The sequence below is a fragment of the Kitasatospora sp. NPDC096140 genome, from assembly GCF_040303045.1.
Classification (GTDB): Bacteria; Actinomycetota; Actinomycetes; order Streptomycetales; family Streptomycetaceae; genus Kitasatospora.
In genome coordinates this window covers 1-26,498 of record NZ_JBEOUW010000015.1, presented here as the reverse complement: position 1 = coordinate 26,498, position 26,498 = coordinate 1, and the positions used below count along the sequence as shown (strand labels likewise).

The window sequence follows — 26,498 nt, the reverse complement described above, 5'->3', positions numbered from 1 at the left end:
TCCAGCTCCTGGCCGGGCGCCACCGCATCGTCCGCGTGCGACACATGCGAGTCGGGCAGAACAGGAGAAGGACTGCCGTGGAGCCCACCACGGTCACCGCCGAGCAGGAAGCCCCGATGGCCAACGTGGCGGCCTCCCGGGTGCTCCCGCTTCCGGTGCAGCGGGCCGCTGCCGGGCCCGTGAACCCGCTGCCGCTGCACTGGTTCCAGAAGGAGGCCGTCGCGGTCGCCGTGCGCGCGGTGAAGGCTGGCGGGCGGGCCATGGTGGTGGCGGCGACCGGCTCCGGGAAGACGCTGATCGCGGCCGGGTGCGTGAGGTGTATCGCGCTGGCCGGCGGCTTCGGTGTGCTGGTGCTGAACGGGGCGTAGCGGTCGGGCCCGGTCCGCGAGCGCGTGGTCACGGTGGCCCAGCGCGCGGTGGTGGTGGCGGGGGAGTGGCCGGTGCGAGTTCGTCTTCCGCTTCGGCCGGGCTGACACGCAGCCCTTCAACCTCTACCAGCCAGCCTTCGTACTCGGCCTCGGCGATGTTTTGGGCCGGGGTCGGGGCCGACAGGCACGCTTCGGGCGGGATCGGATGAACATAGGCGGACAGCGCTGGACAGTCCCTGTCCTTCCGAGTGGACACCGCGTGATGTGAGTCTGTGGGCCATGGACGCCGCACGGACTGACAACCCGATCGGTCGGGGTTGCGTTGGTCCTGGGTTGTTACTGACGGACAGTTCTTGATGTGTCGTCAACCAAGCACCGTTGAAAATGAGGAGAAGCTCAATGCGTCATCGTCTTTCCGCCAATGCCTTGACCGCCGTCCTGGCCGGTGGTGTCCTGCTCGCGGCCGCTCCGGCTCAGGCCGCCCCGGTCCGGCCGGGCGCGGCCTCGGCCGTGGCCGCCACCGACCACAGCGCGGACGTCGTGAGGATGCGCCACCAGCGCGACCAGCTGCTCGACGACGCCGTGCGGCTGGACCAGATCGGCGATCACAAGGCCGCCTACGACAAGCGCTACCTGGCCGATTTGCTGCAGCGCATGATCGACACCATCATCCGCTCGGAGCAGCACGGTTGATCCGGTGAGAACCCCGGACCACGCCGTCGGCCGGTGTCGGGGCGGATGCCGCGCCGGGTTGCCGGTGCTGGCGGTGCGCGCGGCCGGCAGCCGCCGGGGCATCGCGTTGCGCCCGGCCCGGGTCAGCCGGAACGGGCTGAACACCGCGGCGGAAACGATGTAGGCAGCGGGTCTCGTACGAGGGCGGGCTCTGCCACCGCCCGGCCCTCGGCGACGAGGACCGGAAGCGGGTCGGGCACCATGGTGCCCGACCCGCCCTCGTACGAGGCCCGAGCCGGCCTCGCCCAGGCCGACACCACCGCGCCTGGCCGGGTGCTGCCCCCGGCCGGTGCTGTGGGGGAACGCGTGCGCGGCGAGAGCTTGATCGTGGCCTGCTGAGTGCCTGACGCTGTCGGGGATCTCGGCGATGACGGTCGGTCATGCCTTCGACGTCGCAGTCTTCAAGATCTCCTGCCTCGTCACCCGTGATCAGCTCTGCGTCTCCTCGCGGCGTCCGTTAGCGGCCGCATCGGGTACGACGAGCAGCTTGCCGGTGGTACGCCGAGCCTCCAGATCGCTGTGGGCCTGGGCGGCCTCGGACAATGCGTAGCGGCCCGTTACGGTGACCTCAAGCGCCTTGGAGCGCACCCACTCGAACACATCGGCGGCCCGTCGGAGCAGTTCGGACCGATCGGCGATGAAGTGCCCGAGGCTGGGCCGGATCAGGGTCAGCGAACCGCCGTGGGCGAGCCGCATCGGATCGAACGGAGGCACGGCACCACTTGCCGCGCCGAAGAGCACGAGATGGCCGCGGGTTCGCAGGCTGGCGAGGCTCGCTTCGAAGGTGTGCGCGCCGACGCCGTCGAAGACAACCGGCAGTCCCTGACCGCCGTTGAGCCGCCTTACCTCGGCTGCGAGATCGTCGACCGCGGAGGAGAGGATCACCTCGGCGGCCCCGGCTCGCTTCGCCAGCTCGGCTTTCGCCGTGGTCGACGTCGTGCCGATCACCCTGCCGCCGAGATGAGTGATGAGCTGGGTCAGAAGCAGCCCCATGCCACCGGCGGCCGCATGCACGAGCACCGTGTCGCCTCCCTGAACCGGGTAGGCGTCTTTGACGAGATAGTGCGCGGTCATGCCTTGGAGGAGCACGGCGGCGGCTGTCTCGAAGCCGATGTCGTCGGGCAGCGGCACCAGCCGGGAGGAGTCCACGACGGCCCGCTCGGCATACGTGCCGGGGATCTCCACCCAACCGACCCGGTCCCCGACTGCGACGTCAGCGACGCCGGGTCCGACTTCGACGACCGTGCCGGCGCCCTCGGCGCCCGGGGTGAAGGGCAGCGGGAGGCTGTACCGGCCTTCGCGGTGGTAGACGTCGAGGAAGTTGACCCCGGATGCGGCGACCTCCACGACCGCCTCGCCCGGACCCGGCCGCGGCTGGTCCACCTCGGCCTCCTGCAGCACCTCGGGACCGCCCACTTCGTACACCTGAATCGCTCGCATGGCCCCACCAACCCCGTTGACGGCGATCCGATTCCCGGCAGGCAGACCAGCCCGCCGCCCCCGCCGACAGCTGAGACGCACCTGCCTTGCACCCGGGTCCGGGACAGGAGGCCGAGGCCGTCAAGGATCGACGAAGGCACCACCCGCCGCTTCCGCACCGCCGTACGGCCGCCGACGGCGCGGTCGGCCACCTCGTCCCCGAGTTCCTTCTCCCCTCTCGCCGTATTCGTCGGCAGCAACACCCGGGCCGGACGAGCAGGAACGGCCCGCCGGAAAGGCCGGCGGGCCGTCGTGCACGCTCGAAGCTAGATGGTTACCGTGTCGATGACACAGCGAAGGCCATTGTTGGTTGACGTCGTGCCGCCGGACACCCCAGGTTCTCTTCCCCACCTGTCACAGGTGGCTTGGTCCGCATTCTGGAAATCTACTCTCGTGTTCCGGAACGAAAGCAGAGCGTTGAACGACGCGTCATCGTAGTTCTCGATGACGAATAGCAGCCAGTTCTGTGCCTGGCCGTGAAGATTTTCGCTGAAGGAGACGTGGTCCGGCCCGTCGGTAATGGTCTGGATCCATTTTCCGCTGGCCGAGTCCAGTCGCATGGCGATGTCCAGTTTGTCACCGGGGTTCACTTGCATCGCTTTTCCGGAGAAGCAGCCCTGGTATCCGGGCCGGCTCCCTTCCGTGTTGACGTACTGTCCGGATATCCACCAGGAGGAGTAGCCGGCAGGCGCGCCGGCCGCGGGTGCGCAGGAGGGACCCCAGGTCAGGACTGGTTGCAGCACGCCTTCCCCGATGGGATTGAAGTTCGCTCCGTCAGGGAGGGGCTGGAGTCCGGGCCACAGGAACGTGGTGCCGGTGTGGGACTGTTCCGCTGGCACGGTGAAGCTGGTCTGTACTTTGACGATCTGGTTCGATGCCGGCAAGGTGAACTCCGCCGGAGACCCCGCATCAGCGGCGGCGCTTCCTGCCGTCGACGGCCTGATTGCGGCCGATGCCCGGTTGGAACTGTTGCCGCTTGCCGAAGATGGCGTGATCGCAGCCGACGCCGGATTGGAGGCGGTGGTCAGGTACGTACCGCCACCGATCATGGTCACGGCGGCCAAGGCGGCGCCGGTAATGCGCTTGGTACGACGGTGACGGCCCACAGATTGGTCTCCCGACTCGAATGCGATTGGTTGCGACTCGGTGCGCCTGACCGATCGTAGGGGTGGCGCCGCGGCGAAACCGGCGCGAGAAGGGACTGCTAATGAGCCCCTAAACTTCCGCTTACCCTGATCGACGGTGACGCGCATTCGAATGAAGCGGTCGTCTTCGACGACGGGCCCGGACGCCATGGCGCACGCGCTGCCCCGGCCCACCGGCCCCGGGGACGGTGGACGACAGGATGACCCGCCCGAGCAGCCCTTGGTACCCGGACATCGGCGCCGTCCGCGGTCAGGCCATCCGCCCCGACACTGCCGCGGGCTGCCCGCTGCTGCTCCGGCACCGGCCTACCTCCGCCCTGGTGCTTACCCGGACGCCTGTGACGCTCGTTCAGGTTGCCGCCTGGTCCGGCCGGTGACCGGGCGCTGCGCCGGGACAGCGGTCCGAGGACGTCGGCGAGGGTCTGCTCGAAGGATGGCTCGGGGCCAGCGAGGGTGAAGTCGAGGCTGCCGAAGGCCTCCAGCACCGTGCACGACAGTGCACCGCCCACGCCGCTGCGTACCTCATGGACGCGGACAAGGACGGCGTCATCGACGCGGACGGTCTCAAGGCGTACGTGGCGGCGTGGGGCGAGACCGACGGGGAGGTGGACGACTTCTTCGCGAACGCCGGGAAGGATCTCGAAACGTTCGTGAAGAAGGCCAGGAGCGCGTTCGACGTCCGTAACCCGGACACGGACATCCGCTGCGCACGTTCCTCGGCGGGCGGCGGCCGTCCGACGCGTAGAGCGCGGCCTGCCAGGCAGTCCGTGCGCGTCATGCCCCCGGCTCCCGGCAGCTGCGGTGCCGGGAGCCGGGGGCAGCCCCAGTAGGGTGAGGCGTCCGGAGCGCCCGGGCTGACGGCAGGGAGATCCTGAAGGACGGCCTGCGGCTCGGTTCCACCCGCACGGCCTCCCGCCCCGGCTGCTTTGCGCGGGTGCCAGACGGGGGCGGCCGGGCCGCGTTGGATGAGGTCCTCGATCCGGGCGGCGCCGGCCGGGACGGCGGCGGGCATCCCGGAGGCGGCCGGGTTCTCTTCTGCGGCCAGCCGCCGATCCGCCACCGCAGACCGCACCGCGGCCGCACCGGTGCGGGCCATGACCACCAGCAGCTGCGGGAACGCCCTCCAGCGTCGCCCCCACGCCCGGCCCCGCCGCGCTGCCGGCGCCCACCCCGCTCGGTGTCCGTCTGCATCCTCGTGTTCCGGGGGTGTGACCTGGTGGCGTTCCAGGGGTGGTTCGGGTGGTCCGGTGGTCAGGCCGGGGTGGTGTCCGGGTCCGGGGGTGGGGTGGTGGCCGCTGCCGGGTTCTGTTGACGCTCGGTCACTGCCGGGCTGGTGGGCGGCGGGTCCGGGGTCTGGCCAGGGCGGGGAAGTGGGGTGATTTCCCGGCGGGTTTCCTGGTGTTACCGGCCTGGCTCGTCGGTGTGCGTCGGGTGTTGGCGTTCACGGGGTTGAGGGTCCTGACGCTGAGGGGCGCCTTGTTGCCTGGTCGACTTCCTGAACTCGCTGGTCGGCCGCAGCCTGCTGCAGTTCGCTGTAGCGGTGGAGTGCCTGCGGATCGCCGAGGTGTTCGGCAGCCGCGATGGCGGCGTCGAGGACGCTGTCCATCCAGAGTCGGGGAATCCCCTGCAGATCCTGCTCACTCGCGACGGGGAGACGCTGCGCGGTGGAGGTGTCAGGTGCGACCGGGACGAGAAGGAAGCACTCCTTGACGAAGTGCCGCCGGGAGCCGCCCTCTCTTGGACTCGGTCCCGAAGGCTTACACTGCCCGCCATAGTTGACGTTGTGTCACCAACGGGGTGGGGGACTTGGTGGGTCCGGATACGACACCGGTGCGCGTGATAGGCGGCCGATACCGGCTGCTGGCTCCTCTGGGGGCGGGCGGTATGGGCCGGGTGTGGAGGGCCCTCGACCAGCAGCTGGGCGTGGACGTCGCGGTCAAGGAGGTGTTCCGCCGGCCGGGCATCCCTGACGACTACTGGCAGGAGCTCCTGGTCCGGGCCCGGCGTGAGGCCCGCCACGGGGCCCGGCTGCGGGAGCACCCCAACATCGTCGCCGTCTACGACGTCGTCGTCGAGGACGGGATCCCCTGGACCGTGATGCGCCTGGTGAAGGGCGAATCCCTGGAGGAACGCCTGAGGAGCGCGAAGAAGGGGGTGCTGCCGGTCGGTGAGGCCGCGCGGATCGCGGTCGGGATACTCAAGGCCCTGGGCGCGGCCCACGACGCGGGGATCGTCCACCGGGACGTGAAACCGGCCAACATCATGCTCGCCGACGGCGGCGGCGTGCTGCTCACCGACTTCGGCATCGCGGTCGACGACGCCGACACCAAGCTCACCCAGGACGGCAGCGTCATCGGATCGATGGCCTACATCGCCCCTGAACGCGCCGACGGCGCACAGGGCGGTCCGCCCGGCGACCTGTTCTCCCTGGGCGTCACCCTCTACCAGGCCCTTGAGGGAGTGTCCCCGTTCCAACGCGACACCCTCACCGGCACACTGCGCGCCGTTGCCGCCCATGAGCCTCCGCCCCCGACCCGCGCCGGCCACCTCGCGCCGCTGATCACGGCCCTCCTGCGCAAGGAACCCGGCGCCCGCCCCACCGTCGCCGAAGCGCTCGCCATGGCACGGCGCACCACCGCGGCGATGCCTCCGAAGGGCGGTGTGAAGCCCGCGCCGCGCGTCACGGACGCCGTGTGCAACGTCGTCCTGCAGCGGATCGGCCGACACCGGGACACGGTCATCGCGCTGGTCGGCGAGCTGGCCGGCATCGGCCCCAAGAAGGCCAAGGACCTCGTCGACAGCTCCCCGCCCCGTCTCGTGCTGACCAACGTCGACAGGGCCACCGCCACCATCGCCAAGGCCGCCCTCGCCGAAGTCGGCGCCACCGCGACCATCACCAGGCGAGAACCGGGATTCTGGGCCGACTTCCGAGCAACCCTGATCACCGGGCTTGTCCTCTTCCTCTTCGGCATCGCCGTCCTCGTCGGGGCAGTCCTGCAGCAGCCGACCGACGGCGAGCGCACGAGCGGTGCCTTGATGTTCGGGATAAGCGCCATGTCCGCGAGCGGCGGCGCACCGGGCGCCGTCTTCATCAACCGCGCGCTCTGGGCGAAGACCAAGGAAGACACGGACCTCCGCACCGCGGACCTGTGGGCCACGGCCGTGCTCGGGGTGCTCTGGACAACGGCGATGACGATCTGCGGCGCCAACCACCTCATTTTCCGTTGACGACGCCACCGACGGCGGGCCGCGGGTGACGTGCTCGCCGAGGCCGCGCGCACCGCCTACGAGCTGCTGGCCTTCGATCTGGCGGACGGCCGGTTCGTCCTGGGCCCGGCCGGGCCCGGCTCGCCCGCATGGGAAGCGTCGGCGCGGCCGTATGTCCGTCAGGAGTACGAGCGGTGGGCTCAGCTGACCGACGGCGGCCGCGACGCCTTGGTGAGGGAACCGGGCGACCGCTGACCCCTCGGGCCCCGCAGCCGGGCCGGCCCGCCCGGCTCGCTGCCCGGCTGCGCCTGGGCCTGGTCGATGGCCGCGCCGTTCTGCGGGCTTGGTCCTGCTCCTGGTCCGCCGTGCGCGCCTGTGGCCCGCCTCCGTCCCGGCTCCGCTCGGCTCCGGCTGCCCGCCGGCTCAGGCCTGCTGTCCGGCCGGCGTGGGCGCCGTCCGGCCATTCTCGGCCGAGCGGGCGGTCGCTGCCCGGCCCGGCGGATCCAGGCGGCTGCCCGCCGCCCGTGCTGCGCCGCCTGCTGTGCGGGTCCTGTTACGGGTGCTCGGATCGGCCCGGGGCAGGATCGGCCCCGGTCGTCGACAGGGCCGGTCCGTCGGCCGCGGGGAGAGCGGAACCGGCAGCACGGGATTGCCGTGTCCCGGCCGGGCAGGGGGGATCGGCCGCGTCGGGGTGGTGGCGGTCCGCCGGGCGCGCACTGCTGCTGAGGCACCTGTGAGGTGCGCGCCGCGGGCAATGGGATGCGGCACGCACCGCGGGTTCCGATCCTGCCGGCGCCCCGAGGCGGTCCTTCCCGTGGGGCCGGTCTCTTGCGGCCCGGCGTTGGCCCGGCGCTGCTGCCTGCGGCGCGCGGGTCCGCACCCCGCACCGACCGCGCCGCATGGTGTCGTCGCGCGTCTCTCCTGGAGGTTTGGAGGCGGCCGATGTGTGTCCTTGGCTGGGGTGAAGTCCGGAGGCTGTGCGCGTCCGACGGCGGCTTTCCTCTGTAGTCGCAGGCTTCCTGGGAGCGGTTTCATTTCTGAGTTCGCCGCCCGTCCTTGATGGGGATCTGACAAGATCGGTGTATGGCTGACAGCGCATCAGACCCGGTGGCGCTCGGGGCGGAGGCGGTGGTGTCGTGGGCGTGTGAGTCGGGTCTGGTGGCCGATTCCCACGCGCAGCGGCGTCTTGCCTCGATGCGACTGGAGGTGCTGGCCGGCGGTGCTCTGCCACAGGGCGACGCGGCGGATGTGGCGCTGACGGCGCAGTGGGCGGTGTTCATCTGCTGGGTGGACGACCGGATCGACCGGCGGGGTCTGGGCTCGGTTCCGGGGGAGCTGGAGCGGTTCACCGCGCCCTTGCGCAGGGTGCTCGTCCCCGACACCGGGATGCCCAACGCCGCCTCCCCGCAGGCGGTGGTTTTGGCGGGGCTGTGGGAGCGGACGGCCACCGGGATGTCCGCCCGTTGGCGGGAGCGTTTCACCGCTGACTACGCGGACTTCCTCGATGCCTGCGAACAGGAAGTGGCATTGCGCCGGGCCGGGATCCGGCTGCCCCTGGCGGGCTACCTGGAACTGCGGCGCCGCACGATCACCCTGCTGCCCATGCTGGACGTGCTGGAGCGCACCGGCCACGCCCCGCTGGTGGAGGACCCGCGGGTGGACGCCCCGCTGCAGGACCTGCGCCGGGCGGTGGCGGACATCGCGGGCTGGGCGAACGACCTGGCCTCGGTGGCGGACGACCAGGCCGTCGGGCAGGAGAACCTCGTGACGCTCCTCGCCCGCCGGGACGACTGCTCGACCGACGCGGCCCGGCTACGGGCGGCAGCGATGATCGAGGAACGCCGCGTGAGCCTTGCAGTCACTGCGGCGGCACTGCGTGCCGAGATAGGCCTGCCGCAGGACCGGCGCGAAGAACTGCGCCGCTACGTGGACCTGGTGGAGACGTTCATGGCCGCCACCTTGCACTGGCTGGCCGTCACCGGGCGCTTCACCTGCGCCCCGGAGCCACCCGGAGCACAACGGGAGCACGTGCCACGGTCCTGACGGGCACCCCGGCGACAGACCCGCGACCCACGACGCAGCTCCGCGCAGCCCGAGGACGGACCTGATGAGACTCGCCCCGATCACCGCCGACCTGCCCCGCTGGCCCGACACCGCGTTCCCCACCGGCCTCACGCCGGCCACCGCCCGGCTGCGCGCCCACCTCCTGTCCCGGGTCGACCCGGACGGAGCGGTACGCGACTCCTGCCACAGCCGTGTCCTGGAATCCGCGTTGCTGCTCGCCCTGCTGGACCGTACCCGGCAGGAACCCGCCGCCCGCGGCCGCGTGGCCGCCTACCTCGCCGGACACCGCAACTCCCCTCAGCCGCTGGACCGGCTGCTGGCCCGAGCCGCCCTCGGCGGTCGGCCCGCCATGGCCGACCTGCCGGACGTCGAGGTGCTCCTGCGCCAGGCACCGGACTTCACAGGAGCACGCAAACGCGCCCTCCTGCACGCGGTCCTCGTCCTGCTCGGCGCGACCCCCGACCCGGCCCCGCCCGGCGTCGACGCGTTCGATCTGCGCGGCCTGCACACCTGGGCGCGCGTCCAGGTCACCGCGGTCAAGGCCGTTCTCGCCCACGCCCACCGGCAGCCGAACCTGATCGACGCACCCGATCTGGAACTGCTGCGCTCCACCCAGCGCCCGGGGACCGTGTGGGAGGCCAACCTCCTCATCCACCTGTCGGTCCTGCACGCCCTGGCTCCCGTGCCCGGCCACCAGCACGTGATCACCGACGGGATACGCACCGCACTGCAGTACCAACGCCCCGACGGCGGAATGCCGTTCATCTGCGACGAGGACACCTGGCTCACCGCCACCGCCGGCCTCGCCCTCCACACCACGAAAGCCCCCGTCGCGGTCCTGGACGCCGTCGCCGGGCGCCTGCTGCGCCTCCAGCAGCCCGGCGGCGGCTGGTCCTACACCGAACACGCCCGGCTCGCCGACGTGGACTGCACCTCCGTCGCCGTCGAAGTCCTCCACGTCACCGGCCCGAAGACCCACCGCGCAGCGATCAGCCGCGCGATCGGCGCCCTGCACGCCCTGCGCGGTGCCGACCACGGCTTCCCCACCTACCTGGCCGGCGCGCCCTCGGAAGCCTGCATGACCGCGGCCGCCGCCAACGCCCTCAGCACCCAAGGCGAACACCAGCACGCCACGGTGGCAGAAGCCCTCGACCACCTCGCCTCCCAGCAGCGCCCCGACGGCTCCTTCCCGCCGGACTGGAGCAGCAGCCGCCTGCACACGGTCTTCCGCGCGACCCTCGCCGCCCTTCGCCACCCCAGCCACGCCACATCCGGCGGCCCTGCGCGACGCATCATCCGGCGGGCGACACGGCTGGTGCTGGACAGCCAGAACCCCGACGGCGGCTGGGGTCAGCAGGACGGCCGGGCCAGCGACGCCATCAGCACCGCCTACGCCCTGATCACCCTCAGCTCCCACACCGCCGAGCCGGGCCCCGCCGCCCGAGGCGCCGCCTACCTCCTCACCCGCCAGCGAACCGACGGTTCCATCGCCGACGTCCCGGACTCCATAGGGCCACGCCCGTTCGGCTTCACCGTCCCCGCCCTCGCCGACACCTTCACCCTCCTCGCCCTCGGCCACCTCACCCACCGCCTGACGCCCGCAGCAACCCACACACCCTCACAGCCGTCAACGACCACGGCGACCCGCCACCGCGACGAGCCCGTACCGCGTCCCGCCGAGTGGCGCAGTAGCGATCTCGAAGTAAGCGCTGGCCAGCGGCCCTGGTCAACCTCTCCGACCTCGCCACTGCACCCGATCGATGGCGCGCTTCCTCCCAGCGACCTGCTCCGCAGCCAGGGGCGGCACACCCGGTGAACCCCGACCCGCGAAGGAGGCCGCGTACCCCGCCGCGCTGGGGCCGGCGGCCGAGAACACCCCGGTGACCCGCCTCCACACCGCCCTCAGGCATGACGGCGAGTACCCGCGCGCCTCCCTGAAACGGGAGTTCCGGCTGCGCCGGGCCGCGCCGGGGGTGGTGTGGTGAGGGTCCGCCGGGCGGGCGCACTGCTGCTGAGGCGCCTATGCGGTGCGCGCCGCGGGCAATGGGATGCGGCACGCACCGCAAGTTCCGATCCTGCCAGGGCCCCGCAGCGGTCCCTCCCGTGGGGGCCGCCCTCTCACGGCCGGGCCGGGGCCTGACCCTCCTTCCGGGGCCGGCCAGACAGGCTCGCTGAGTGGGGGTGCGCTCCGACCGTCCGAGGGCGTGCGGTGCCGACTCGTTGCTTCGCGAGGCTCTGTCTGGTGGCCGGGTCGCTCCGGTCGCTGCACTGGAGTGTGACCTGCCAGAGCCGGACTCGACAACAAGGGCGGTTTCAAGCGGTATGCCCGTATCGGTCTGGACCGGCATGGGGGTATCGCGGGAGCAAGCGGGGGTCGTGTCCGTGCACGCGGTTCGGTGACTCTTCGTGTCCTCCGAGCCCGTGCGCCGTTCTTCGCCGAAGGCGCCAGGATCGGGCACCCACCGCGGTGCAGGGGCCGCCGGCCACAGCCGACGCTCGACCCAGCGACAGCTCGGCATGACCTTTGGCACCGTCCAACGGCTGGCCGACGCCGCGAGGCCGGAAGACCTGTTCCAGGGGCAGCGGCAGAACCGCAGGCCCAAGCTCGACGACTTCAAGGCCCACCTGCACGAACGATGGGCCGAAGGCTGCACGAACGCCTGGACCCTCTGGGAAGAGATCAAGACACACGGCTACACGGGCGGCTACGGAGCAGTCCGCGCCTACCTCCAGCCGTTCCGCACATCCCCGACGGCGCCGGCCGCCCGTCCGCCGTCCCCGCGCACGGTCACCGGCTGGATCCTGACTCACCCCGAAACCCTGCCGGAGAGCGAGCGCCTGAAGCTCAAGTCCGTCCTCGCCGACTGCCCCGAACTGGATGCCCTCACCGGGCACGTCCGCGCGTTCGGGCAGATGCTCACCCAGCTCCAAGGCGACCAGCTCCCACAGTGGATCAAGGCGGTCCGCGCCGACGACCTGCCCAGCCTCCACGCTTTCGTCAACGGCCTCGAACGCGATCTCGCCGCCGTCACTGCCGGCCTGACACTGCCGGCCTGACACTGCCGTGGAGCTGACGTCCGTGGCATTCAGGCTGTGATGGCCTGTCTCTCGGCTGATGCGGACGGCTTGGGACGGTATAGGCACCTGTCGGAGTGATACAAGGGCGCCGACCCGGGGCCGGCAGCATCGCGTTGATCAGGGATGCACTGACACCAGGCCCGTCTCGTAGGCGGTGATGACGAGTTGGGCGCGGTCGCGGGCGTTGAGTTTGGCGAGCAGACGGGTCATGTGCGTCTTGACGGTGGCCATGCTGATGGTGAGGTGGGCGGCGATCTCAGTGTTGGAAAGGCCGCGGCCGACGAGGGCCAGTACCTCGCGTTCGCGTTCGGTGACGCCGTCGAGCGACTGCCGCGCCGCAGGAGGTTCGGCGCGGCACGTGTGATGCGCGATCAGACGGCGGGTGACGCTCGGTGCGATCAGGGCGTCGCTGGCAGCGACGACGCGGATCGCCGCGAGGATGTCCTCCAATGCCATGTCCTTGACGAGGAAGCCCGAGGCGCCGGCGCGAAGCGCGGCATAGACGTACTCATCGTCGTTGAAGGTGGTCAGGACGACGATGCGCGCTGTGGTGGGCCCGGCGGTGATCAGGCGGGTGGCTTCGATACCGTCCATGCCGGGCATGCGGATGTCCATCACCACGACGTCGGGCTGGGCGGTTTCGCAGAGTCGGACCGCCTCGGCGCCGTTGCCGGCCTCTCCCACGACCTCGATGTCCGGATTGGTGGCGGTGGCCATCCGCAGGGCGGCACGTACCAGCGGTTGATCGTCGGCGAGGACGATGCGCAGGGTCATCGGGCCCCTGTCGGCAGGGGAAGGCGGGCAGTCACCCGGAAACCTCCCTCAGGGCGGGGCGCGGCGAAGAACTCGCCGCGCAGCAGGCCTACTCGTTCGCGCATTCCGATCAGGCCGTAGCCGGTGCCGGCAGCGGCGGCGCATCCGTGCCCGTCGTCGAGAACCTCGACGGACAGCTCTTCGGGGCGCTGGTCGATGGACACCTGGCACGAGTCGGCTCCGGCATGGCGGACTACGTTGGTGATCGACTCCTGGACGATCCGGAAGGCCGAGAGGTCGATCTCCGGCGGGAGTGGCCGCCGCTCGCCCAGCCACCGCACTTCGACCCGGACCCCGGCCGCGGCCGTCGCCGCGGCCAGCCGTTCGACATCCGCCAGGCCTGGTGCCGGCCCCAGCGGCGCGGACCCGGATGGGTCATCGGGTTCGGCCTGACGCAGCGCGCCGAGCATGCGGCGCAGCCCCGCCAGGGTTTCCCGGCCGGCGGTTTCGACGGCGGTCATCGCCTCGGTCGCGCTCGGTGGATCGATGTTGATCACCATGCGTGCCGCTCCGGCTTGGAGGGCGATGATGCCGATGTTGTGTGCGACCAGGTCGTGCAGCTCGCGCGCGATTCGTAGCCGCTCGGCGGTGATGGCCTGGGCCGCGGTCTGGGCGCGTGATGTGCGGGTGTGGTCGCGGGCCTGGCGTACCGTGTTGCCGATCAGCCAGGCGACCGCGACGGACATGGCGTCGGCCAGTTCTGCCGTGGCGCTGACCGACTCTGCCAGCAGCAGTCGCACGCTCGGGTAGCCGACCAGCGCGCCGAGCGCCATGACTGCCGCAGCGAGCGATGTCCCACGAGGACCGGCGGCGGCGAGGAAGCCCAGCGCCACGTCGGCCGTCAGGAACAGCAGCAGCGGGATCTGCTCCATGTCCAGCGCCATCGAGGCGGCGAACGCGCCGCCGAGCAGCAGGGCGAATGCCGGCAGTGGCCTGCGGCGCAACAGAGTGCTGCCGGCCAGCGTCACGGCGGTGGCCGCCGCCAGGGTCAGCCAGCCCGAGATCGAGGGGCTGGTGCCCGCCTGGGGGTAGTCGATCGGTCGGGACTGGCCCGGGAACGCGGCGTACACGGCCAGCGCGTACACCATCGCCGCGCACCAGGTCAGCGCCGTGAAGACACCCGGCGGCACACGTGTGAGCAGGGACAGGCCCCGCGATTCGGACATGCGCCCGATCGTATCCACGCCTCTCCGTCAGGGCGTCAGACCACGGTCGTACGACGTCAGCTTGACCGGCGGCCACAAGAGCGGACACCGGTCCGACGTCGAAGGTGGGCCGTCCCCGGCACTGTTGCCCCCGTGATCGAAGTAAACGAACTGACGAAGCGCTACGGCAGCACCACGGCCGTCAACGCCCTCACCTTCACCGTGCGGCCGGGGCACGTCACCGGCTTCCTGGGCCCGAACGGAGCGGGCAAGAGCACCACCCTGCGCATGATCCTGGGGCTGAACCGGCCGACGAGCGGCACCGCCACGGTCGGCGGGCGCCGGTTTCGCGACCATCCGCGCGGGCTGCGCCATGTCGGTGCCCTGCTCGACGCCACAGCCGTTCATGGCGGGCGCAGCGCGTACGCCCACCTGTGGGCCCTGGCCCGCAGCAATCGCATCCCGCGCCACCAGGTGGACGAAGTGCTGCAGGAGGTCGGACTGGCCAACGCGGCGCGCCGGCGGATCGGCGGGTACTCGCTCGGGATGAAGCAGCGGCTCGGCATTGCCGCCGCCCTGCTCGGCGACCCGCCGGTGCTGCTCTTCGACGAGCCGCTCAACGGCCTCGACCCCGAGGGCGTGCTCTGGGTACGTGGCCTGTTCCGCCGCCTGGCCGCCGAAGGCCGCACGGTCCTGGTCTCCAGCCACCTGATGAGCGAGATGGAGAACACCGCCGACCAGCTGATCGTGATCGGCCGGGGCGAACTGATCGCCGCCGAGAGCCTGACCGAGTTCGCCGCCCGCGGCACCGGCGCGAGCGTGACGGTACGGACGCACGAGCCCGACGCCCTGGCAGCACTGCTCACCGCGCACGACGCCCTGGTACGCCCGGACGGTGAGGGAACGCTCAACGTAGCCGGCCTGAACGCAGCCCGGATCGGCGAACTCGCCTTCCAACACCACATCCCGCTGAGTGAGCTGACCACACGGGGCGCCTCCCTGGAGCAGGCGTTCATGGACCTGACCACCGATCACGTCGAATACCGCGCCGGAGAATCCCGATGACCACGCCCACGACGACCGTCCGAGCTACCGCGCCCGAGCCCCGCCCACAATTCCGCGACCTGCTCGCCGCCGAATGGATCAAACTGTGGTCGCTGCGCTCGATCCGGTGGACCTTCGCCCTCAGCGCGGCAGCCCTCATCCTGTTCAACACCAACGGTGTGCTCGCCGACTACCGCAACTGGCCCAGCTATTCGCCCCAGCTGCAGGCAAGCTATCCGGCGGCGGGTTATGAGGACATCTTCGTCCCCAGCGCAGCCATGGTCCTCATGCTCGTCACCGGCAGCATCGGAGCGATCACCGTCGTCAGCGAGTACGCCAGCGGCCTGGCGCGCACGACCTTCACGGCCGTCCCCGCCCGAGGCTCCCTGATGGCCGCCAAGTCGCTGGTCGTGGCCGCCGCCACCTTCGCCTACGGCGCGCTGGTCGCCGCGGCCTCGTTCGCCGTCGCCCAGGCCGTTCTGTCCGGCCGGCACATCAACCTGTCGATCGGCCACCCCGGCGCACTGCGCGCCGTCCTGGCCTCCGCCCTGCTCGCACCGGTGTGTGCGCTGATCGGCATGAGCATCGGCGCCATCCTGCGGCACACGGCAACCACCATGGTCACCACGGCAGCCCTGCTCCTACTGGTCCCCGAGTTCTTCAACGAGCGGCACCACTGGACAGCCGCCATCGCGCACGCCATGCCCTACCTGGCCTGGCAGCGCCTGTGGCGCCTCGACGAACTCGGCTTCCCCCCGGGCATCCACTACCCGTCGACGGCCACCGAGGCATGGATCGCACTCGCCGCCTGGCCCCTGGTCGCGGTCCCCGTCGCCACGCTCGTCGTACGCCGCCGCGACATGTGAGAGGAGCTCGCGTAGGGACGCCTGCCGTCGTCAGCGCCCGGGCTGGTGCACCAGGTCGGCTGGCTGGGACCGGGTGTTCAGGTTGGTCATCAGCTCGCGGTTGGCCGCCCGTGCGGCTTCGAGCTCCTGGTCGCGCTCGTCGAGCGTAGTCACGCCGGGGTGATGCACGCGCGCTGGCATGCCCGGGACTCCGAACGCCTCGTCCAGCACTCCGAATTCTCTGATGGACCGGAGCTTGTGGGACCCCGCTTTCGGGGTTGTCTCCTGGGTAGGTCATGATGCGGCGATGAGCGTGCAGCATCCTCAGGAAGTCGGCCAGGGGCATGTCGTGGCCCGGTATGTCGCTGGTGACCAGCGATACCTCGAACTGCTGGGAGGTAGTTTCCTCCACCTTGGGGAAGAAGCGCGGGCCGCCTTCGTCGGCTCGCTGCAAGCTGACTCTCTCCAGGCGAGCGACCAGGAGATCGGCGCACTCCTCGGGTATGAATGGCGTGCCCGATTGACCGCTGCGTGGTTGGTCGGTGTGGCCCGGCGGGTTGAGTGGCGTGAACGCATCGGGGGCCTCCTGCTGGCCAGTGAACTTACATATTCAGGCCAGGGCTACTGCTTTGCGCTTGCTCGGTTCGGCAGCCCGGAGGATGCGGAGATCCTCGTTGCTTATTTGGACCGTTATCTTCCGCAGTTGGAATGCCGGTATGACCAGGGATCTGCCCTTGGAGCTCTTATGAGGCTGGATTCCCAGCTGGGCACACGTCACGCCGAGCGATTCGTCTCTCCGGATGGCCTCTGGGAACGGTGGGTCGATGCGCTTCCACACACGCGCGGGACTGCGGTCGCGTGGGCGGGCAGCTCCAGAGAAGCGATCGACGCATGGTGCGGGCCTTGGGACGCCTGACCTGTGTCGTTCATGAGGGGGAGAACAGTGTCGGCTGTCGGTGGCGCGCCACGTGATCTGGTTGAACGGGCATCCCGAGGTCGACCGCCGAAACTGTTCGGGGCCGGGAGGCCTATGCTAACGACCTCGGCGACGGCCGCTCCCTGGTGGCGGTCTCCGCGCGCAGCAACCGGGCGAAGGCGGACAAGGACATCTCGGAGTTGCTGGCCTACCGCTGCACGTATCTGACGGACTGGACGGCGGTGAAGACGCGCTGGGGTCTTGCCGTCGATGCCCGGGAGCGGGAGGCGATGGAGCAGCTGGTGGCCGGCTGCCCGGACGAGATGCTGACGGTGACCCTGGCCCGCTGACCCGCACCGCGGGGCGCGGGGCGCCCGTGCGCGGTCTGGCGCCCGAGGAGCCGCGCCGTTTTCTGAGGCAGGTGACCCCGGCGCGATCGCGTCGCCTGGTGCCCGCCGGGCCTGGCCGGTTGCACGGCCGCGTGCGGTCTCAGCGGCAGAGTGCGAAGACGACGTCGTCGAAGTCGGGGAACTCTCTGGCGGCCTGTTCGGTGATGGTTTCGGCCGGGCGCCGGCGGTGCGGGGCGAACCGTTCGGCGATGGCGGTCCGCTGCAGGCTGGGGTGCGGGGTTCGGCCGGTGGGGTGGTCGGTGGTTGCTTCCAGGGGGCCGAGGCCGGCGGCGAGGACCCACAGGAAGTCGGCCAGGTCGGCGGCGACGACGCCGGTCTCCCCTTCCGATCCCAGGAAGACGACCGGCTGGTCGGCGAGCGGCCGGCTTGGGTGGGTCAGCCAGAACGCCGCGTAGCCGCCGGTGCCGTCCTGTCCGAAGACCCGGAAAGCGTCGCCGGTCAGCTCGTTGTTGCCGGTCCAGACCCGGAGCCAGTCGGTGGTGTCCTCGGGGGAGAGGAAGGCGTCGAAGGGCTCGAACTCGATGCCCTCGCCGCCGTCGTAGTCGAACGGCACGGCGAGTGCGGCGGCCAGCGCGGCGGGGAAGCGTCGGTCATCGGCAGCGGTCACGCGCAGAACCTACCGGGCTCGATGTCGGTGGTGGGCTCTAGGGTGCGGTGGGTGACGACGACTTCCGGTGTGCGTGCCGGGCTTCCGGTGCCTTTGCCTGATGTTCTGCCGGATCCGTGGGTGGTGGTGCGGGGGACTGCCTGGCCGTCGCTGGACACGGCGTTCGGGAGCGGTAGGCGGCTACCGCGGGCACTGGTCCGCCTGCTGGACCCGGACCTGACTGCGGGAGAGGCCCGGCAGGCTCTCAACGATCTGGACGAGCCGGTGCGGCACCAGAACACGATCTACGAGGCGACTGCGCCGGTCGCGCTGTGTGTGGCTGCTGTGCTGGGCCGCCGCGCAGGGCAGCACCGCGGGGCGGCGGATGGGGCGTGTGTGCTGCTGCTGGCCTGGCTGGCCGGTGTAGCCCACGACAGTGGCGACAAGTGTGTGGCGGTCGGTCAGCGGTACTTCGGAGAGGACTTTCTGGAGGGTTATCCGGCGTTGGTGGCGGTGCGGGCTTTGAGGCCGGTGCTGTTCCAGGCGGTCGAGCCGTTCCTCGACGACCCCGACAGGGACGTCCGCGAGACCGCGCTGTCCGCCGCCCTGGTCTTCGCCGAACACCCCGCTCTGGCCGGGCACCGTGACGGCCTCGCCGAACGTGCCCGCCGTCTCCTGGGTGTCTGCGACACCCGGTGGCGCCGCTGGCAGGCCCTCGATGCCCTGACCGCGTGGGGCCATGACACCGAGGGTCTTGCCCGGCGCGGCGACGACGACCGCAGCCCGTACGTCAGCGGTTCAGGGTGGTCTGTCGGGGACGGGCATCCCGACGACCCTCCGTTCTGATCGTCCGGCCGACACGGGCTGTGCGGGTGGGGGCTTGGGTGTTGTCGTGGGTCGGAGGGCTCGCTCGATGTGCCGGCCCGTCGGCTGGGGTGTTGTGCCGCATCCGGTGGGGTCATGCCCATGGGTTGTCGCGGTCGGTGGGGTCGGGGCTGTTGGGGTGGAGCATGGTGTGCAGGCAGCGTTGGAGGCCGGTGCGGCAACCTGTGGAGGCTGCGTGCATCCAGGGCCCGGGTTCGAGGAGGTGGGCGAGGTCGGGGGTGGCGTGCTCGTTCAGCAGGGTGCGCATCTCGTCGGGGACGGGGTCTTCGGTGAGGCACAGCCAGCCCAGTGCCGCACTGACGCGGACCTCGGGGGGCAGGGTGGGGTCGGACCAACAGGCGCGCATCCAGGCGGTGGTCTGCGCATCGTGGTGTGCGCGGGCCAGTTGGGCGATCGCGAGGACCAGTCCTGCGCGGACCGTGGGGTTGTGTTCGACGGGCAGGCGGGTGTGGAGGGCGGTGAGGATGTCCCGGGCGCGGCCGGTGGCGGCCGCCAGGACGTAGGCGGTGGCGAGGCGGACGGCGGGGTCGGGGTCGTCGAGCAGGGACAGGAGGAGGCCGATGTCGGTGGTGATCGCCTCCCGGGCGGCCTGTACCGACCAGTTCTGCGGGTAGCCGGTGGGCTCGAACATCCAGTCGTCGGCTCCGTGGAGGCGCAGCAGGCCCTCGCGTGTGCAGACGCCGTGGTGGCGCATGCGCGCCACCTCGCCCGCGGCGGTCAGCGCCCGGGCGCGGTGCGGGCCGGCCGTTGGGTCGGCTGCGATCCGGAGCAGGAACGGCACGGCGGGTGCGGCCGCGGCCCTTGTGTCGTTGGCACACAGGCCGATGACCATGTCGACGGCGTGGCGAGCGGCGGCGTCGTCGTCTCCTGAGCGTGCCTGTTCCAGGTCTTTCCTCATGTCGGTGCCGGACGGGAACCGCTCCCAGGGCACTTCCTCGATGAGGAACCTGTCCTTGGCCTCCGGGCGGATGGCCGCGACCACCGTTCGCACGTCCAGGGGTCCGCCGGCCTGGTCGAGCGGGTCCCCGTCGACGAACGCCCGTACCACTGCCAGCTCGGCCGGACTGTACTTCCATGCCTGCACGACAACCCCCACGACGACAGCGCCTCCGGGCCGCCGGCACCGCATGCCTGGCCCGGGACGGATCCGAGTATCCGGCCGATCATGCCAGCCGGCGCAGACAATCCGGCCGCAGTAGACCCCAGGCGGCGAGGGCTCGGCCGAAGGGGTGCGGCGGGGGCCGAGAGTGGCGGATGCGGTTGGCTCCGGCAGGGCTCAGCCTGACGGCGTGGCTGCCCAGGGGTCCTCGGGCGCTGTCCGGGCGCCGTGCGCGGTGAGCATGTCGTCGATGCAGTTGCGCAGGCCGAAACCGGTGGTGTCGATCCAGGTGAGCCAGGGCACCGGGTGGAGCAGCTGGTCGTATCGGCGGATGGCGGGGTCGGTGAGGAGGGTGTGTAGTTCGTCGGGGGCGGGGTCGGTGACCAGGCACAGCCAGGCGAGGCCGGCGCCGATGCGGGTCTCGGGCGGCCGGCTGGGGTCCGACCAGAGGTCCCGGGCCCATCCGGGGGCGTGGCTGTCGTGGTGTTCGCGGGCGCGTTGGGCGATCGCGAGGATCAGGCTCACCCGGGCTACCACGTCGTCTTCGGTCGCCAGTCTGGAGTGCAGGGCCGTGGAGAGGTGGGGTTGTTCGCCGGTCGCCGCCGCCAGGGCGTAGGCGGTCATGGTTCGGACTTCGGGGTCGGGGTCGCAGAGGAGTGGGAGCAGGAGGTGCAGGTCGTCGGTGACGGCCTGCCGGGCGGCCTGGATCGTCCAGTCCACCGGGCACACCGTGCTGCCCTCGACCACCGCCGGATCTTCGGCGACCCGGAGCAGGCCTTCGCGTGATCCGTCCCCGATGTGCTGGCACCGGCCGATCTCGGCGACCAGGCGAAGAGTCTCTGCACGCAGTTCGGGGCGCCCCGTCGCCCCGATCCGCAGCAGGAACGGCACCGCGAGTGCTCCCACCGCGATCGTGCCGCCCTGGTGGTGAAGATTCGTCCAGAGCTGCCCCAAGGCCTTGTCGGCGGCTTCGGCGTTGCCGGACGCGAGCGTGGCGAGCAGGCCTGGGATCTCCTCACCCGGCCCGTAGAAGTGCCGGAACCGCTTCCAGGGGACCTCGTCGTACCTGAACCCCTCCCGGGCTGCCCGCGGGATCGCGCCCACCGCTGCCCGGATGTCGCAGTCCGTGCCGGCCCACCGCTGCGGCCAGTCGTCCCGGGGACCGTCGTCCACGGCTTGGCCTTCCCATCCCCCGACAGCATCCGAACGGCGCGAGTCTAACGACCCGTGATCAAGAGGCGGACCGCTGCTGCCGCCCACGGATCCCCGCGCCCCCTACTGCCCGGTAGGCATTCCGTCACCGCACAGGCACAGAAGGTAGTCTGGCGCCCCGGCGAACCGAACACAGACCATCCCCTGTGCCCAAGGACCTTGGCCTGCAACGGACTTCATCACCCACCACCTGAGGAGCCATCGCCAGTGACCGGCCACCACCCCCACACGGACGAGGGCACCGACACCCCCGCCCCGGAGAGCGCCTACGCTGCCGCCCTGGGACCGGCGGCCGAGAACACCGCGGTGACCCGCCTCCAGACTGCCCTCAGACACGATGGCGAGTACCCGCGCGCCTCCCTGGAACGGGAGTTCCGACTGCGCCGGGCCGCGCTCGCCGACCGCCTGGCCCTGCACACCCGCGCCGAGCACGACATCGCCGAGGCCGCGCGCACCGCCTACGAGCTGCTCGCCTTCGACCTGGCCGACGGCCGCTTCGTCCTGGGCCCAGCCGGGCCCGGATCGCCCGCATGGCAGACATCGGCCCGGCCCTAGGTGCGCCAGGAGTACGAACGGTGGGCTCAACTGACCGACGGCGGCCGCGACGCCATGATGAAGGCATCAGACGGCAACTGACCCCTCGGGGCCCCGCCACCGGGCCGGCCCGCCAGTCCCGCCCAACGCGCCGGCCCGCCGCCCGGCTGGCGCTGCGCCTGGGCCCCTGCCTCGTTCTGCGGTCCTGGTCCTGGTCCGCTGTGCGGAGCTGTGCCCGTCCCCGTTCTGGCTCCGCTGGCCTCGACTGCCCGCCGGCTCGGGTCTGGTGTCCGGCCGGCGCGGGCGCCGTCCTGCCCATCCCCGGTCGAGCGGGCGGTCACTGCCCGGTCCGTTGGGTCCGGGCTGCTGCTCGCCGCTGGTGCCGCGCGGCCTGCTGTGCGGGTCCTGTCGCGGGTGCTCGGATCGGACCCGGGGCAGGATCGGCCTCGGCCGCCGACAGGGCCGGTCCGTCGGTCGGGGAGAGCGGCACCGGCAGCACGGGATTGCAGTGTCCCTGCTGGGCAAGGAGGATCGGCCGCGCCGCGGGTGGTGACGGTCCGCCGCGGGGGCGCACGGCAGTTGATGAGCCTGTGCGGTGCGCGCCGCGGGCAATGGGATGCGGCACGCACCGCGGGTTCCGATCCTGCCAAGGCCCCGAGGCGGGCCCTCCCGTGGGGGCTCGCCTCTTGCAGCTGGGCTGGTAGCTGGCGCTGCTCCGGGCTTCTGCGTCGTGTCCTCTGTTCGCGGTGCGCCTGGACGTCCCGGCCGGAGGTGTCCGGCGTGTGGACGGCCGCGCGCCGCGCGGGACTTGGGGTCTGTTGGCGTTGCCCGCGGTGGCTGGGCGGGACCGGCTGGCCGTGTGGGCTCCGGCCGTCCTGGGCGTGTGGTGCCCGCTCGCTGCTTCGCGAAGTTTGGTCTGGTGGCCGGGTCGCCCCCAACCTGGGACTCGCCGCCGGGTTCGGTGTCTTGGAACGCACGGTGCAGTGGTGGTTGAAGGGTGCTGCGATGCCGAAGCGTGGTTGTGGCGCGGGTCAGACGAGGTGGTGCTCGTATGCGTAGGCCGTTGCCGCGGCGCGGGAGGTCACGGCGATCTTGAGGTAGATGTTGTTCAGGTGGCGGCCCACGGTCTTGTCACTCAGGAACAGGTCCGCCGCGATCTGCCGGTTGCTCTTGCCCGCGGCCACCAGCCGCAGCACTTCGGCTTCCCGGCATGTCAGCCCGCCGGGCAGCTCCGTGCGCTTGGTCCTGCCGAGCAGCCGTTCAGCGTGCCGGCGGTCGGGCGTGGCGCCGAGCCGGGCGAAGGTGTAGCGTGCGGCGTCGATCTCCAGGCGCGCGGTGTCCTCGTCGCAGAGGGCACGGCATGCGATGCCGATCTGTAGGCGGGTGCGGGCCGCCTCATACGGCACGTCCAGTTCCTGCCACAGCTGCCAGGCCCGGCGCAGGGAGGCGAGCGCACCGTTCGCGTTGATCTCGGCCAACTGCACCAGCCCCTGCGAGTACTCCGCTGCCGCCCGCATCGCCGGGCTGTAGTCGGATGCGATGGTCTGAAGCTCGTCGACCGCGGTGCGCGCCTCCTCGATCCGGTCGGCCGCTACAGCGATCTCGACCTGGGCGGGAAGGAGAGCCGCCCGGGCCGCACGGTCGCGGTGAGGTTCGGCCAGGGCCCGGCGGACCGCCGCCCCGGCCTCGTCCACCCGGCCCTGGGCCATCCGCAGCAGCGCCAGACCCGCTTGCGGCTCCCGCCCCAGCCGGCTGGTCTGAACGAAGGCCTCCTCGGCCGCGTGGAGATCTCCGACCAGCCGGCGGAGTTCGCCGACGTCGTACATCGCCTCGGCAGCATCCATGGCGTCCAAACCGCCCAGCTGCTCGGAAGCCAGCCTGGCCTCGCGCTCCGCCTCCGTCCACGCCCCCCGGAGCCGCAGGATCTCCGCCCGGTGCATACGGCACGTGCCGGAGAACATCAGGGCATCCTCGCGGGTGCCCACCCACTGCTCATAGGCCGCGGTCCACTCCGTAGCACGGCGAAACTCCGACACGAGCCGGCACAGGGCAATCGAGCTGCAGTAGACCCAGCACACGAAGTAGGAGTCGAGATCCCCGGCAAGCACAGCGATCATGGCCTCGTCCAGCAGCTTCACCCCCTCGGCCACCCCGTCAAGCCGGCACCGCACGCGGCCCACCTGGTGCAGACCCAGAGTCGCCAAGTCGAGATCCGAGAACCGACTGCCGATCTCCGCCGCCCGGGACGCCCGAACAAACGACCCCTCCAGATCATCACCCCAGTAGAGCGCCTCCGCCTCTACTGCGAGGGCATGGCCCAGCTCGACGCACTCCGGCTCCTCCGCCAGCAACCGCTGCGCGCGGGCCAACCAACCGTCACCAAGCGCCACGTCGCCTCTGAGCATGAAAACCATGCTCAATTGGCAGGCGCACATCGCCGCGCCGCGCGGAGCGCCGACGCGCAGGCGCTCGGCGTAGGAACGGCGGCCGGCCTCCACACAGACCTCGCCCCGACCGGTGAAATACGCGCACTTTGCGAGCAGGTCCAAGTCCTCCGCGCCGAGCGGCGAGGCCGCGTCAACGCTGCTGAGCAGCGTGAACGCCTCCTCCCAGAAGTGCTGCTCATACGCGGTGCGCGCCCGTTCGAGATCTTGGGACACCACACTCATGGCTGCTCCCTGTGCGCGAGATGCCGGCGCGAGACCCCCATGCAGAGCTCCTTATCTCAATCTAGTGGAGAGCTCCGGAACCCGGCGGGTCCGGCGGTCGGCCCGTGGGCTGTTCGACCCATGCCACCGGGCCGGGCGTCTTGAGCGATTCACCCGACGCCGCGTGCGCGCGCGTCCGGATAGGTTCGACAGCGTGATCCGGCAGAGGCGCACGGCGATCCGCAAAGGATCCCGCCGCGTGGGACGCCGGTAACCGCTAACTAGGTTCCAGCCCGCCCCATCCCCTCCGAGCACGCCCCAGGCATTCTTCACGAGGTTCTCGCACCGGGGAGCAGGTTATGAAGCGCAACGCTCGTCGCTTCCTCGTATCCCCCGTACTGGCAGCAGGTCAGTAATCACCGGGCCGGTTCGGCTCATTTTCCATCGCCGATGGTCCCATTTCCGGCCATTCTGATCTATAGCGAGGCAGATTATGAACATCACCATTGACGACTTCCTTCAGGGGCTCGCCAACGACGGCTACCCCTTCACCCGGAACGCGAGCAATCCCGAGTTTTGCATTCAGCACGGCTGGCACCACAGAGAGCATCGCTGCCCTGCCTGTCGCAGACGATTTCTCGCCCTACTCCGCGACACGACCAGGGCTCTCGATCGGCGGCGATCGCCCCATGAGCAGCGGTGATTCCGCTGCAGAAGCAGATGGTAAACCGTGGAGATCTAGAAATGTGGAGATGTGGCCATGTTCAGGCGATTTACGGCCTCGGCAATGGTGGTTGCCGCCGGGATCGGTGGCGGGTTGATCGCACCGTCGGCCGCCCACGCTCAGGACTACGGTCCCAACACCTGCAGACAGGGATATGTCTGGCGGCTCGCGCGTCCCAGCGATCTCGTGTGCGTCACACCCCAGACCCGTACGGACACCGCCAACGAAAACGCTCTGGCCCCCCGCCAGACCCTCCCGAACCGCTTCTGCAAGCAGGGCTATGTCTGGCGTGTGGCCTGGGGACCCGACGACCTCACCTGCGTTACCCCTCAGGCCCGGACGCAGGCACAGTACGACAACAGTCAGGCCGATGACCGGCGGCTGGCGGTGCGACTGTGGACCAATTCGGTGAACGGCACCCTCAAGGTCAGCGGCGACCACTTCAACGTGAACGGCCAGGTCCGCATCGTGGTCTCCGGTGCGGTCAACAAGTCCTGGACGGTCACAGCCACCAAGCACTCCGGATACGCCGGCGGGAGCTTCGGGTTCATCCCCGGATTCACCCAAGCGTGCCCGCCCGGGAACCCGAATGCCGAGATCCGCGCGGTCGATCTGACGTCGGGTCGAAGCACGATCAGCGTCCCGTTCGTCTACTGCATCAGGTATGACGAATGAAGCGAATTCGCTCGGACTGCCAGTCATGGGACGAGTAGACGCTCGGGGCCGGGCTGCGCGCATCAGACTAGCGGTAGGGAGGTTTCGGTCTTTCTGGCATGGCTCACAGAATGTAACTGACTTCTCCGCAGGCAGGCGTTCTGCTGTGCATGCGACAAGGCAATTTGGCTCGCCCACTGGGTGGGACCTTCGAACATTTGAGGTGGTTTCAATGGGTGGCAATGCACGATGCTCAGCGAAGCTGGGCGAAGAAATCAAGCGGCTCGAAGAATCGGGGCTGCACTGTTCGGCTGAGCTGCTGGTTCAGGGGGCCGAGCCAACGCAGGATTCGTCCTCCGCGGAATTGCCGCAGGGAGCCTCCGTACCGGTGGCCACCGCGCACTGGATCGGTTCACGGAGTGTGTTGGCCGCCGAGAATGAAGGCGAGCTCCTTGTGCAGCGACTCAGAAAGTGTTGGGTAATCGGATGATTACTGGTTCTTGAGGTCGTCGGCGAGGCGGCGGGCTGCTTCGGTCTCGATGGGGCCGCGCGGTTCGACCTCCTCGCCGGCGAGGCGGGCGGCCATGAGCCGGATCATCGCAACCTTGATCATCGCTTCGGCGTGCGCGGTCTTGCGCTCGTAATCCCGTGCCAACCGTCTGCACCGTCCCAGCCAGGAGAATGTCCGCTCGACCACCCACCTGCGGGGCAGCACCTGGAACCCTTTCACATCCACATTGCGCGGCACCGCGACGATCTCCAGGTTCTCGTGCTCGGCCGCCCAGCCGACCAGGCCCGCGTCGACCACATTCACGTAGCCACCGTCCACCCAGACCAGCCCGACCTGCGGAAACAGGCCCCGGATCCCGGCGAGGACCAGCTTCGCGCCCGCCCGGTCCTGCACCGAGGC

26 protein-coding genes are annotated in these 26,498 nt (G+C 70.6%); 15 read left to right on the top strand and 11 right to left on the bottom strand.

The genetic code is table 11. The features are described 5' to 3' along the window. Positions 1 to 77 precede the first annotated feature (77 nt). Both ABT048_RS17540 and ABT048_RS17535 read left to right on the top strand, forming a co-directional pair. A complete protein-coding gene (locus tag ABT048_RS17540; RefSeq protein WP_350522282.1) occupies positions 78 to 368 on the top strand; it encodes a DEAD/DEAH box helicase family protein in 291 nt (96 codons plus the stop codon). Between the two features lie 399 nt (positions 369 to 767). Further along, positions 768 to 1,061 carry a hypothetical protein gene (locus ABT048_RS17535; protein ID WP_350522281.1) on the top strand — a complete coding sequence of 98 codons (294 nt, stop codon included), beginning with the start codon at positions 768 to 770 and terminating at the stop codon, positions 1,059 to 1,061. 468 nt (positions 1,062 to 1,529) lie between these two features. On the opposite strand, the gene ABT048_RS17530 is transcribed toward ABT048_RS17535, so the two are convergent. After that, the gene (locus tag ABT048_RS17530) at positions 1,530 to 2,540 is read right to left on the bottom strand and encodes a quinone oxidoreductase family protein (RefSeq protein WP_350522280.1); all 1,011 of its coding nucleotides are present in this window, start codon (positions 2,538 to 2,540) and stop codon (positions 1,530 to 1,532) included. Positions 2,541 to 2,845: 305 nt separating this feature from the next. Continuing rightward, the gene (locus ABT048_RS17525; protein ID WP_350522279.1) at positions 2,846 to 3,643 is read right to left on the bottom strand and encodes a hypothetical protein; all 798 of its coding nucleotides are present in this window, start codon (positions 3,641 to 3,643) and stop codon (positions 2,846 to 2,848) included. A 605-nt stretch (positions 3,644 to 4,248) separates the two neighbouring features. Here ABT048_RS17525 and ABT048_RS17520 point away from each other — a divergent pair. The 6 genes from ABT048_RS17520 to ABT048_RS17495 all read left to right on the top strand — a co-directional run bounded on the left by ABT048_RS17520 (position 4,249) and on the right by ABT048_RS17495 (position 12,052). Then, positions 4,249 to 4,554, top strand: coding sequence for an EF-hand domain-containing protein (locus ABT048_RS17520; protein ID WP_350522278.1), 306 nt, complete (start codon positions 4,249 to 4,251; stop codon positions 4,552 to 4,554). 967 nt (positions 4,555 to 5,521) lie between these two features. Beyond that, the gene (locus ABT048_RS17515; protein ID WP_350522277.1) at positions 5,522 to 6,952 is read left to right on the top strand and encodes a ribosomal protein L7/L12; all 1,431 of its coding nucleotides are present in this window, start codon (positions 5,522 to 5,524) and stop codon (positions 6,950 to 6,952) included. A gap of 30 nt (positions 6,953 to 6,982) precedes the next feature. After that, positions 6,983 to 7,186 (top strand): hypothetical protein, encoded by a 204-nt coding sequence (locus tag ABT048_RS17510; protein WP_350522276.1) that lies wholly within the window; start codon positions 6,983 to 6,985, stop codon positions 7,184 to 7,186. A gap of 828 nt (positions 7,187 to 8,014) precedes the next feature. Beyond that, on the top strand, positions 8,015 to 8,974 hold the full coding sequence (locus tag ABT048_RS17505; RefSeq protein WP_350522275.1) for a terpene synthase family protein: 960 nt from the start codon (positions 8,015 to 8,017) through the stop codon (positions 8,972 to 8,974). A 64-nt stretch (positions 8,975 to 9,038) separates the two neighbouring features. Then, a complete protein-coding gene (locus ABT048_RS17500; protein WP_350522274.1) occupies positions 9,039 to 10,811 on the top strand; it encodes a prenyltransferase/squalene oxidase repeat-containing protein in 1,773 nt (590 codons plus the stop codon). Between the two features lie 590 nt (positions 10,812 to 11,401). Next, a complete protein-coding gene (locus ABT048_RS17495; RefSeq protein WP_350522273.1) occupies positions 11,402 to 12,052 on the top strand; it encodes a hypothetical protein in 651 nt (216 codons plus the stop codon). Between the two features lie 138 nt (positions 12,053 to 12,190). On the opposite strand, the gene ABT048_RS17490 is transcribed toward ABT048_RS17495, so the two are convergent. Both ABT048_RS17490 and ABT048_RS17485 read right to left on the bottom strand, forming a co-directional pair. Then, positions 12,191 to 12,847 (bottom strand): response regulator, encoded by a 657-nt coding sequence (locus tag ABT048_RS17490; protein WP_350522272.1) that lies wholly within the window; start codon positions 12,845 to 12,847, stop codon positions 12,191 to 12,193. Further along, complete coding sequence (locus tag ABT048_RS17485) at positions 12,844 to 14,052, bottom strand: sensor histidine kinase (RefSeq protein ID WP_350522271.1); 1,209 nt, start codon at positions 14,050 to 14,052, stop codon at positions 12,844 to 12,846. The genes ABT048_RS17490 and ABT048_RS17485 overlap by 4 nt, the downstream gene beginning before the upstream one ends. A 132-nt stretch (positions 14,053 to 14,184) precedes the next feature. Here ABT048_RS17485 and ABT048_RS17480 point away from each other — a divergent pair, with 132 nt between their 5' ends. Continuing rightward, the gene (locus ABT048_RS17480; protein WP_350522270.1) at positions 14,185 to 15,096 is read left to right on the top strand and encodes an ABC transporter ATP-binding protein; all 912 of its coding nucleotides are present in this window, start codon (positions 14,185 to 14,187) and stop codon (positions 15,094 to 15,096) included. Continuing rightward, positions 15,093 to 15,941, top strand: a complete 849-nt coding sequence (locus tag ABT048_RS17475; protein ID WP_350522269.1) for an ABC transporter permease — start codon at positions 15,093 to 15,095, stop codon at positions 15,939 to 15,941. Before ABT048_RS17480 ends, ABT048_RS17475 begins: the two co-directional genes overlap by 4 nt. Positions 15,942 to 15,971: 30 nt before the next feature. On the opposite strand, the gene ABT048_RS17470 is transcribed toward ABT048_RS17475, so the two are convergent. After that, entirely contained in the window at positions 15,972 to 16,094 is a 123-nt protein-coding gene (locus tag ABT048_RS17470; protein WP_350522268.1) for a hypothetical protein, read from the bottom strand. Positions 16,095 to 16,227: 133 nt separating this feature from the next. Here ABT048_RS17470 and ABT048_RS17465 point away from each other — a divergent pair, with 133 nt between their 5' ends. Both ABT048_RS17465 and ABT048_RS17460 read left to right on the top strand, forming a co-directional pair. Then, positions 16,228 to 16,836: a DUF6000 family protein gene (locus ABT048_RS17465; protein ID WP_350522267.1), complete on the top strand. Its 609-nt coding sequence runs from the start codon at positions 16,228 to 16,230 to the stop codon at positions 16,834 to 16,836. A 146-nt stretch (positions 16,837 to 16,982) separates the two neighbouring features. Next, a complete protein-coding gene (locus ABT048_RS17460) occupies positions 16,983 to 17,186 on the top strand; it encodes a hypothetical protein (RefSeq protein ID WP_350522266.1) in 204 nt (67 codons plus the stop codon). 139 nt (positions 17,187 to 17,325) lie between these two features. Here the strand turns inward: ABT048_RS17460 and ABT048_RS17455 are convergent, their stop codons facing one another. Next, positions 17,326 to 17,853: an SMI1/KNR4 family protein gene (locus tag ABT048_RS17455; protein WP_350522265.1), complete on the bottom strand. Its 528-nt coding sequence runs from the start codon at positions 17,851 to 17,853 to the stop codon at positions 17,326 to 17,328. A 51-nt stretch (positions 17,854 to 17,904) separates the two neighbouring features. On the opposite strand from ABT048_RS17455, the gene ABT048_RS17450 reads away from it, so the two are divergent. Next, the gene (locus ABT048_RS17450) at positions 17,905 to 18,678 is read left to right on the top strand and encodes a hypothetical protein (RefSeq protein ID WP_350522264.1); all 774 of its coding nucleotides are present in this window, start codon (positions 17,905 to 17,907) and stop codon (positions 18,676 to 18,678) included. Between the two features lie 112 nt (positions 18,679 to 18,790). Here the strand turns inward: ABT048_RS17450 and ABT048_RS17445 are convergent, their stop codons facing one another. Beyond that, positions 18,791 to 19,801 (bottom strand): serine/threonine-protein kinase, encoded by a 1,011-nt coding sequence (locus tag ABT048_RS17445; RefSeq protein ID WP_350522263.1) that lies wholly within the window; start codon positions 19,799 to 19,801, stop codon positions 18,791 to 18,793. Positions 19,802 to 19,993: 192 nt separating this feature from the next. Further along, positions 19,994 to 20,989 (bottom strand): hypothetical protein, encoded by a 996-nt coding sequence (locus tag ABT048_RS17440; RefSeq protein ID WP_350522262.1) that lies wholly within the window; start codon positions 20,987 to 20,989, stop codon positions 19,994 to 19,996. 246 nt (positions 20,990 to 21,235) lie between these two features. On the opposite strand from ABT048_RS17440, the gene ABT048_RS17435 reads away from it, so the two are divergent. Then, positions 21,236 to 21,583 carry a hypothetical protein gene (locus ABT048_RS17435; RefSeq protein ID WP_350522261.1) on the top strand — a complete coding sequence of 116 codons (348 nt, stop codon included), beginning with the start codon at positions 21,236 to 21,238 and terminating at the stop codon, positions 21,581 to 21,583. Between the two features lie 1,010 nt (positions 21,584 to 22,593). On the opposite strand, the gene ABT048_RS17430 is transcribed toward ABT048_RS17435, so the two are convergent. Then, complete coding sequence (locus ABT048_RS17430; RefSeq protein WP_350522260.1) at positions 22,594 to 24,231, bottom strand: LuxR C-terminal-related transcriptional regulator; 1,638 nt, start codon at positions 24,229 to 24,231, stop codon at positions 22,594 to 22,596. Positions 24,232 to 24,619: 388 nt separating this feature from the next. Continuing rightward, positions 24,620 to 24,808, bottom strand: coding sequence for a hypothetical protein (locus ABT048_RS17425; RefSeq protein ID WP_350522259.1), 189 nt, complete (start codon positions 24,806 to 24,808; stop codon positions 24,620 to 24,622). A gap of 162 nt (positions 24,809 to 24,970) precedes the next feature. Between ABT048_RS17425 and ABT048_RS17420 the strand changes: the two genes are divergently transcribed. Beyond that, complete coding sequence (locus tag ABT048_RS17420) at positions 24,971 to 25,609, top strand: hypothetical protein (protein ID WP_350522258.1); 639 nt, start codon at positions 24,971 to 24,973, stop codon at positions 25,607 to 25,609. 469 nt (positions 25,610 to 26,078) lie between these two features. On the opposite strand, the gene ABT048_RS17415 is transcribed toward ABT048_RS17420, so the two are convergent. Further along, positions 26,079 to 26,498, bottom strand: a 420-nt coding sequence (locus tag ABT048_RS17415; protein WP_350522257.1) for a transposase, incomplete at its 5' end; no start/stop codon positions are given.

What these genes read in the sequence shown, in the direction of transcription:
- ABT048_RS17475 (WP_350522269.1), top strand. Translation starts at nt 15,093, where the DNA reads ATGACCACGCCCACGACGACCGTCCGAGCTACCGCGCCCGAGCCCCGC.
- ABT048_RS17490 (WP_350522272.1), bottom strand. Translation starts at nt 12,847, where the DNA reads ATGACCCTGCGCATCGTCCTCGCCGACGATCAACCGCTGGTACGTGCC.
- ABT048_RS17430 (WP_350522260.1), bottom strand. Translation starts at nt 24,231, where the DNA reads ATGAGTGTGGTGTCCCAAGATCTCGAACGGGCGCGCACCGCGTATGAG.
- ABT048_RS17535 (WP_350522281.1), top strand. Translation starts at nt 768, where the DNA reads ATGCGTCATCGTCTTTCCGCCAATGCCTTGACCGCCGTCCTGGCCGGT.
- ABT048_RS17520 (WP_350522278.1), top strand. Translation starts at nt 4,249, where the DNA reads ATGGACGCGGACAAGGACGGCGTCATCGACGCGGACGGTCTCAAGGCG.
- ABT048_RS17465 (WP_350522267.1), top strand. Translation starts at nt 16,228, where the DNA reads ATGAGCGTGCAGCATCCTCAGGAAGTCGGCCAGGGGCATGTCGTGGCC.
- ABT048_RS17530 (WP_350522280.1), bottom strand. Translation starts at nt 2,540, where the DNA reads ATGCGAGCGATTCAGGTGTACGAAGTGGGCGGTCCCGAGGTGCTGCAG.
- ABT048_RS17420 (WP_350522258.1), top strand. Translation starts at nt 24,971, where the DNA reads ATGTTCAGGCGATTTACGGCCTCGGCAATGGTGGTTGCCGCCGGGATC.
- ABT048_RS17500 (WP_350522274.1), top strand. Translation starts at nt 9,039, where the DNA reads ATGAGACTCGCCCCGATCACCGCCGACCTGCCCCGCTGGCCCGACACC.
- ABT048_RS17485 (WP_350522271.1), bottom strand. Translation starts at nt 14,052, where the DNA reads ATGTCCGAATCGCGGGGCCTGTCCCTGCTCACACGTGTGCCGCCGGGT.
- ABT048_RS17505 (WP_350522275.1), top strand. Translation starts at nt 8,015, where the DNA reads ATGGCTGACAGCGCATCAGACCCGGTGGCGCTCGGGGCGGAGGCGGTG.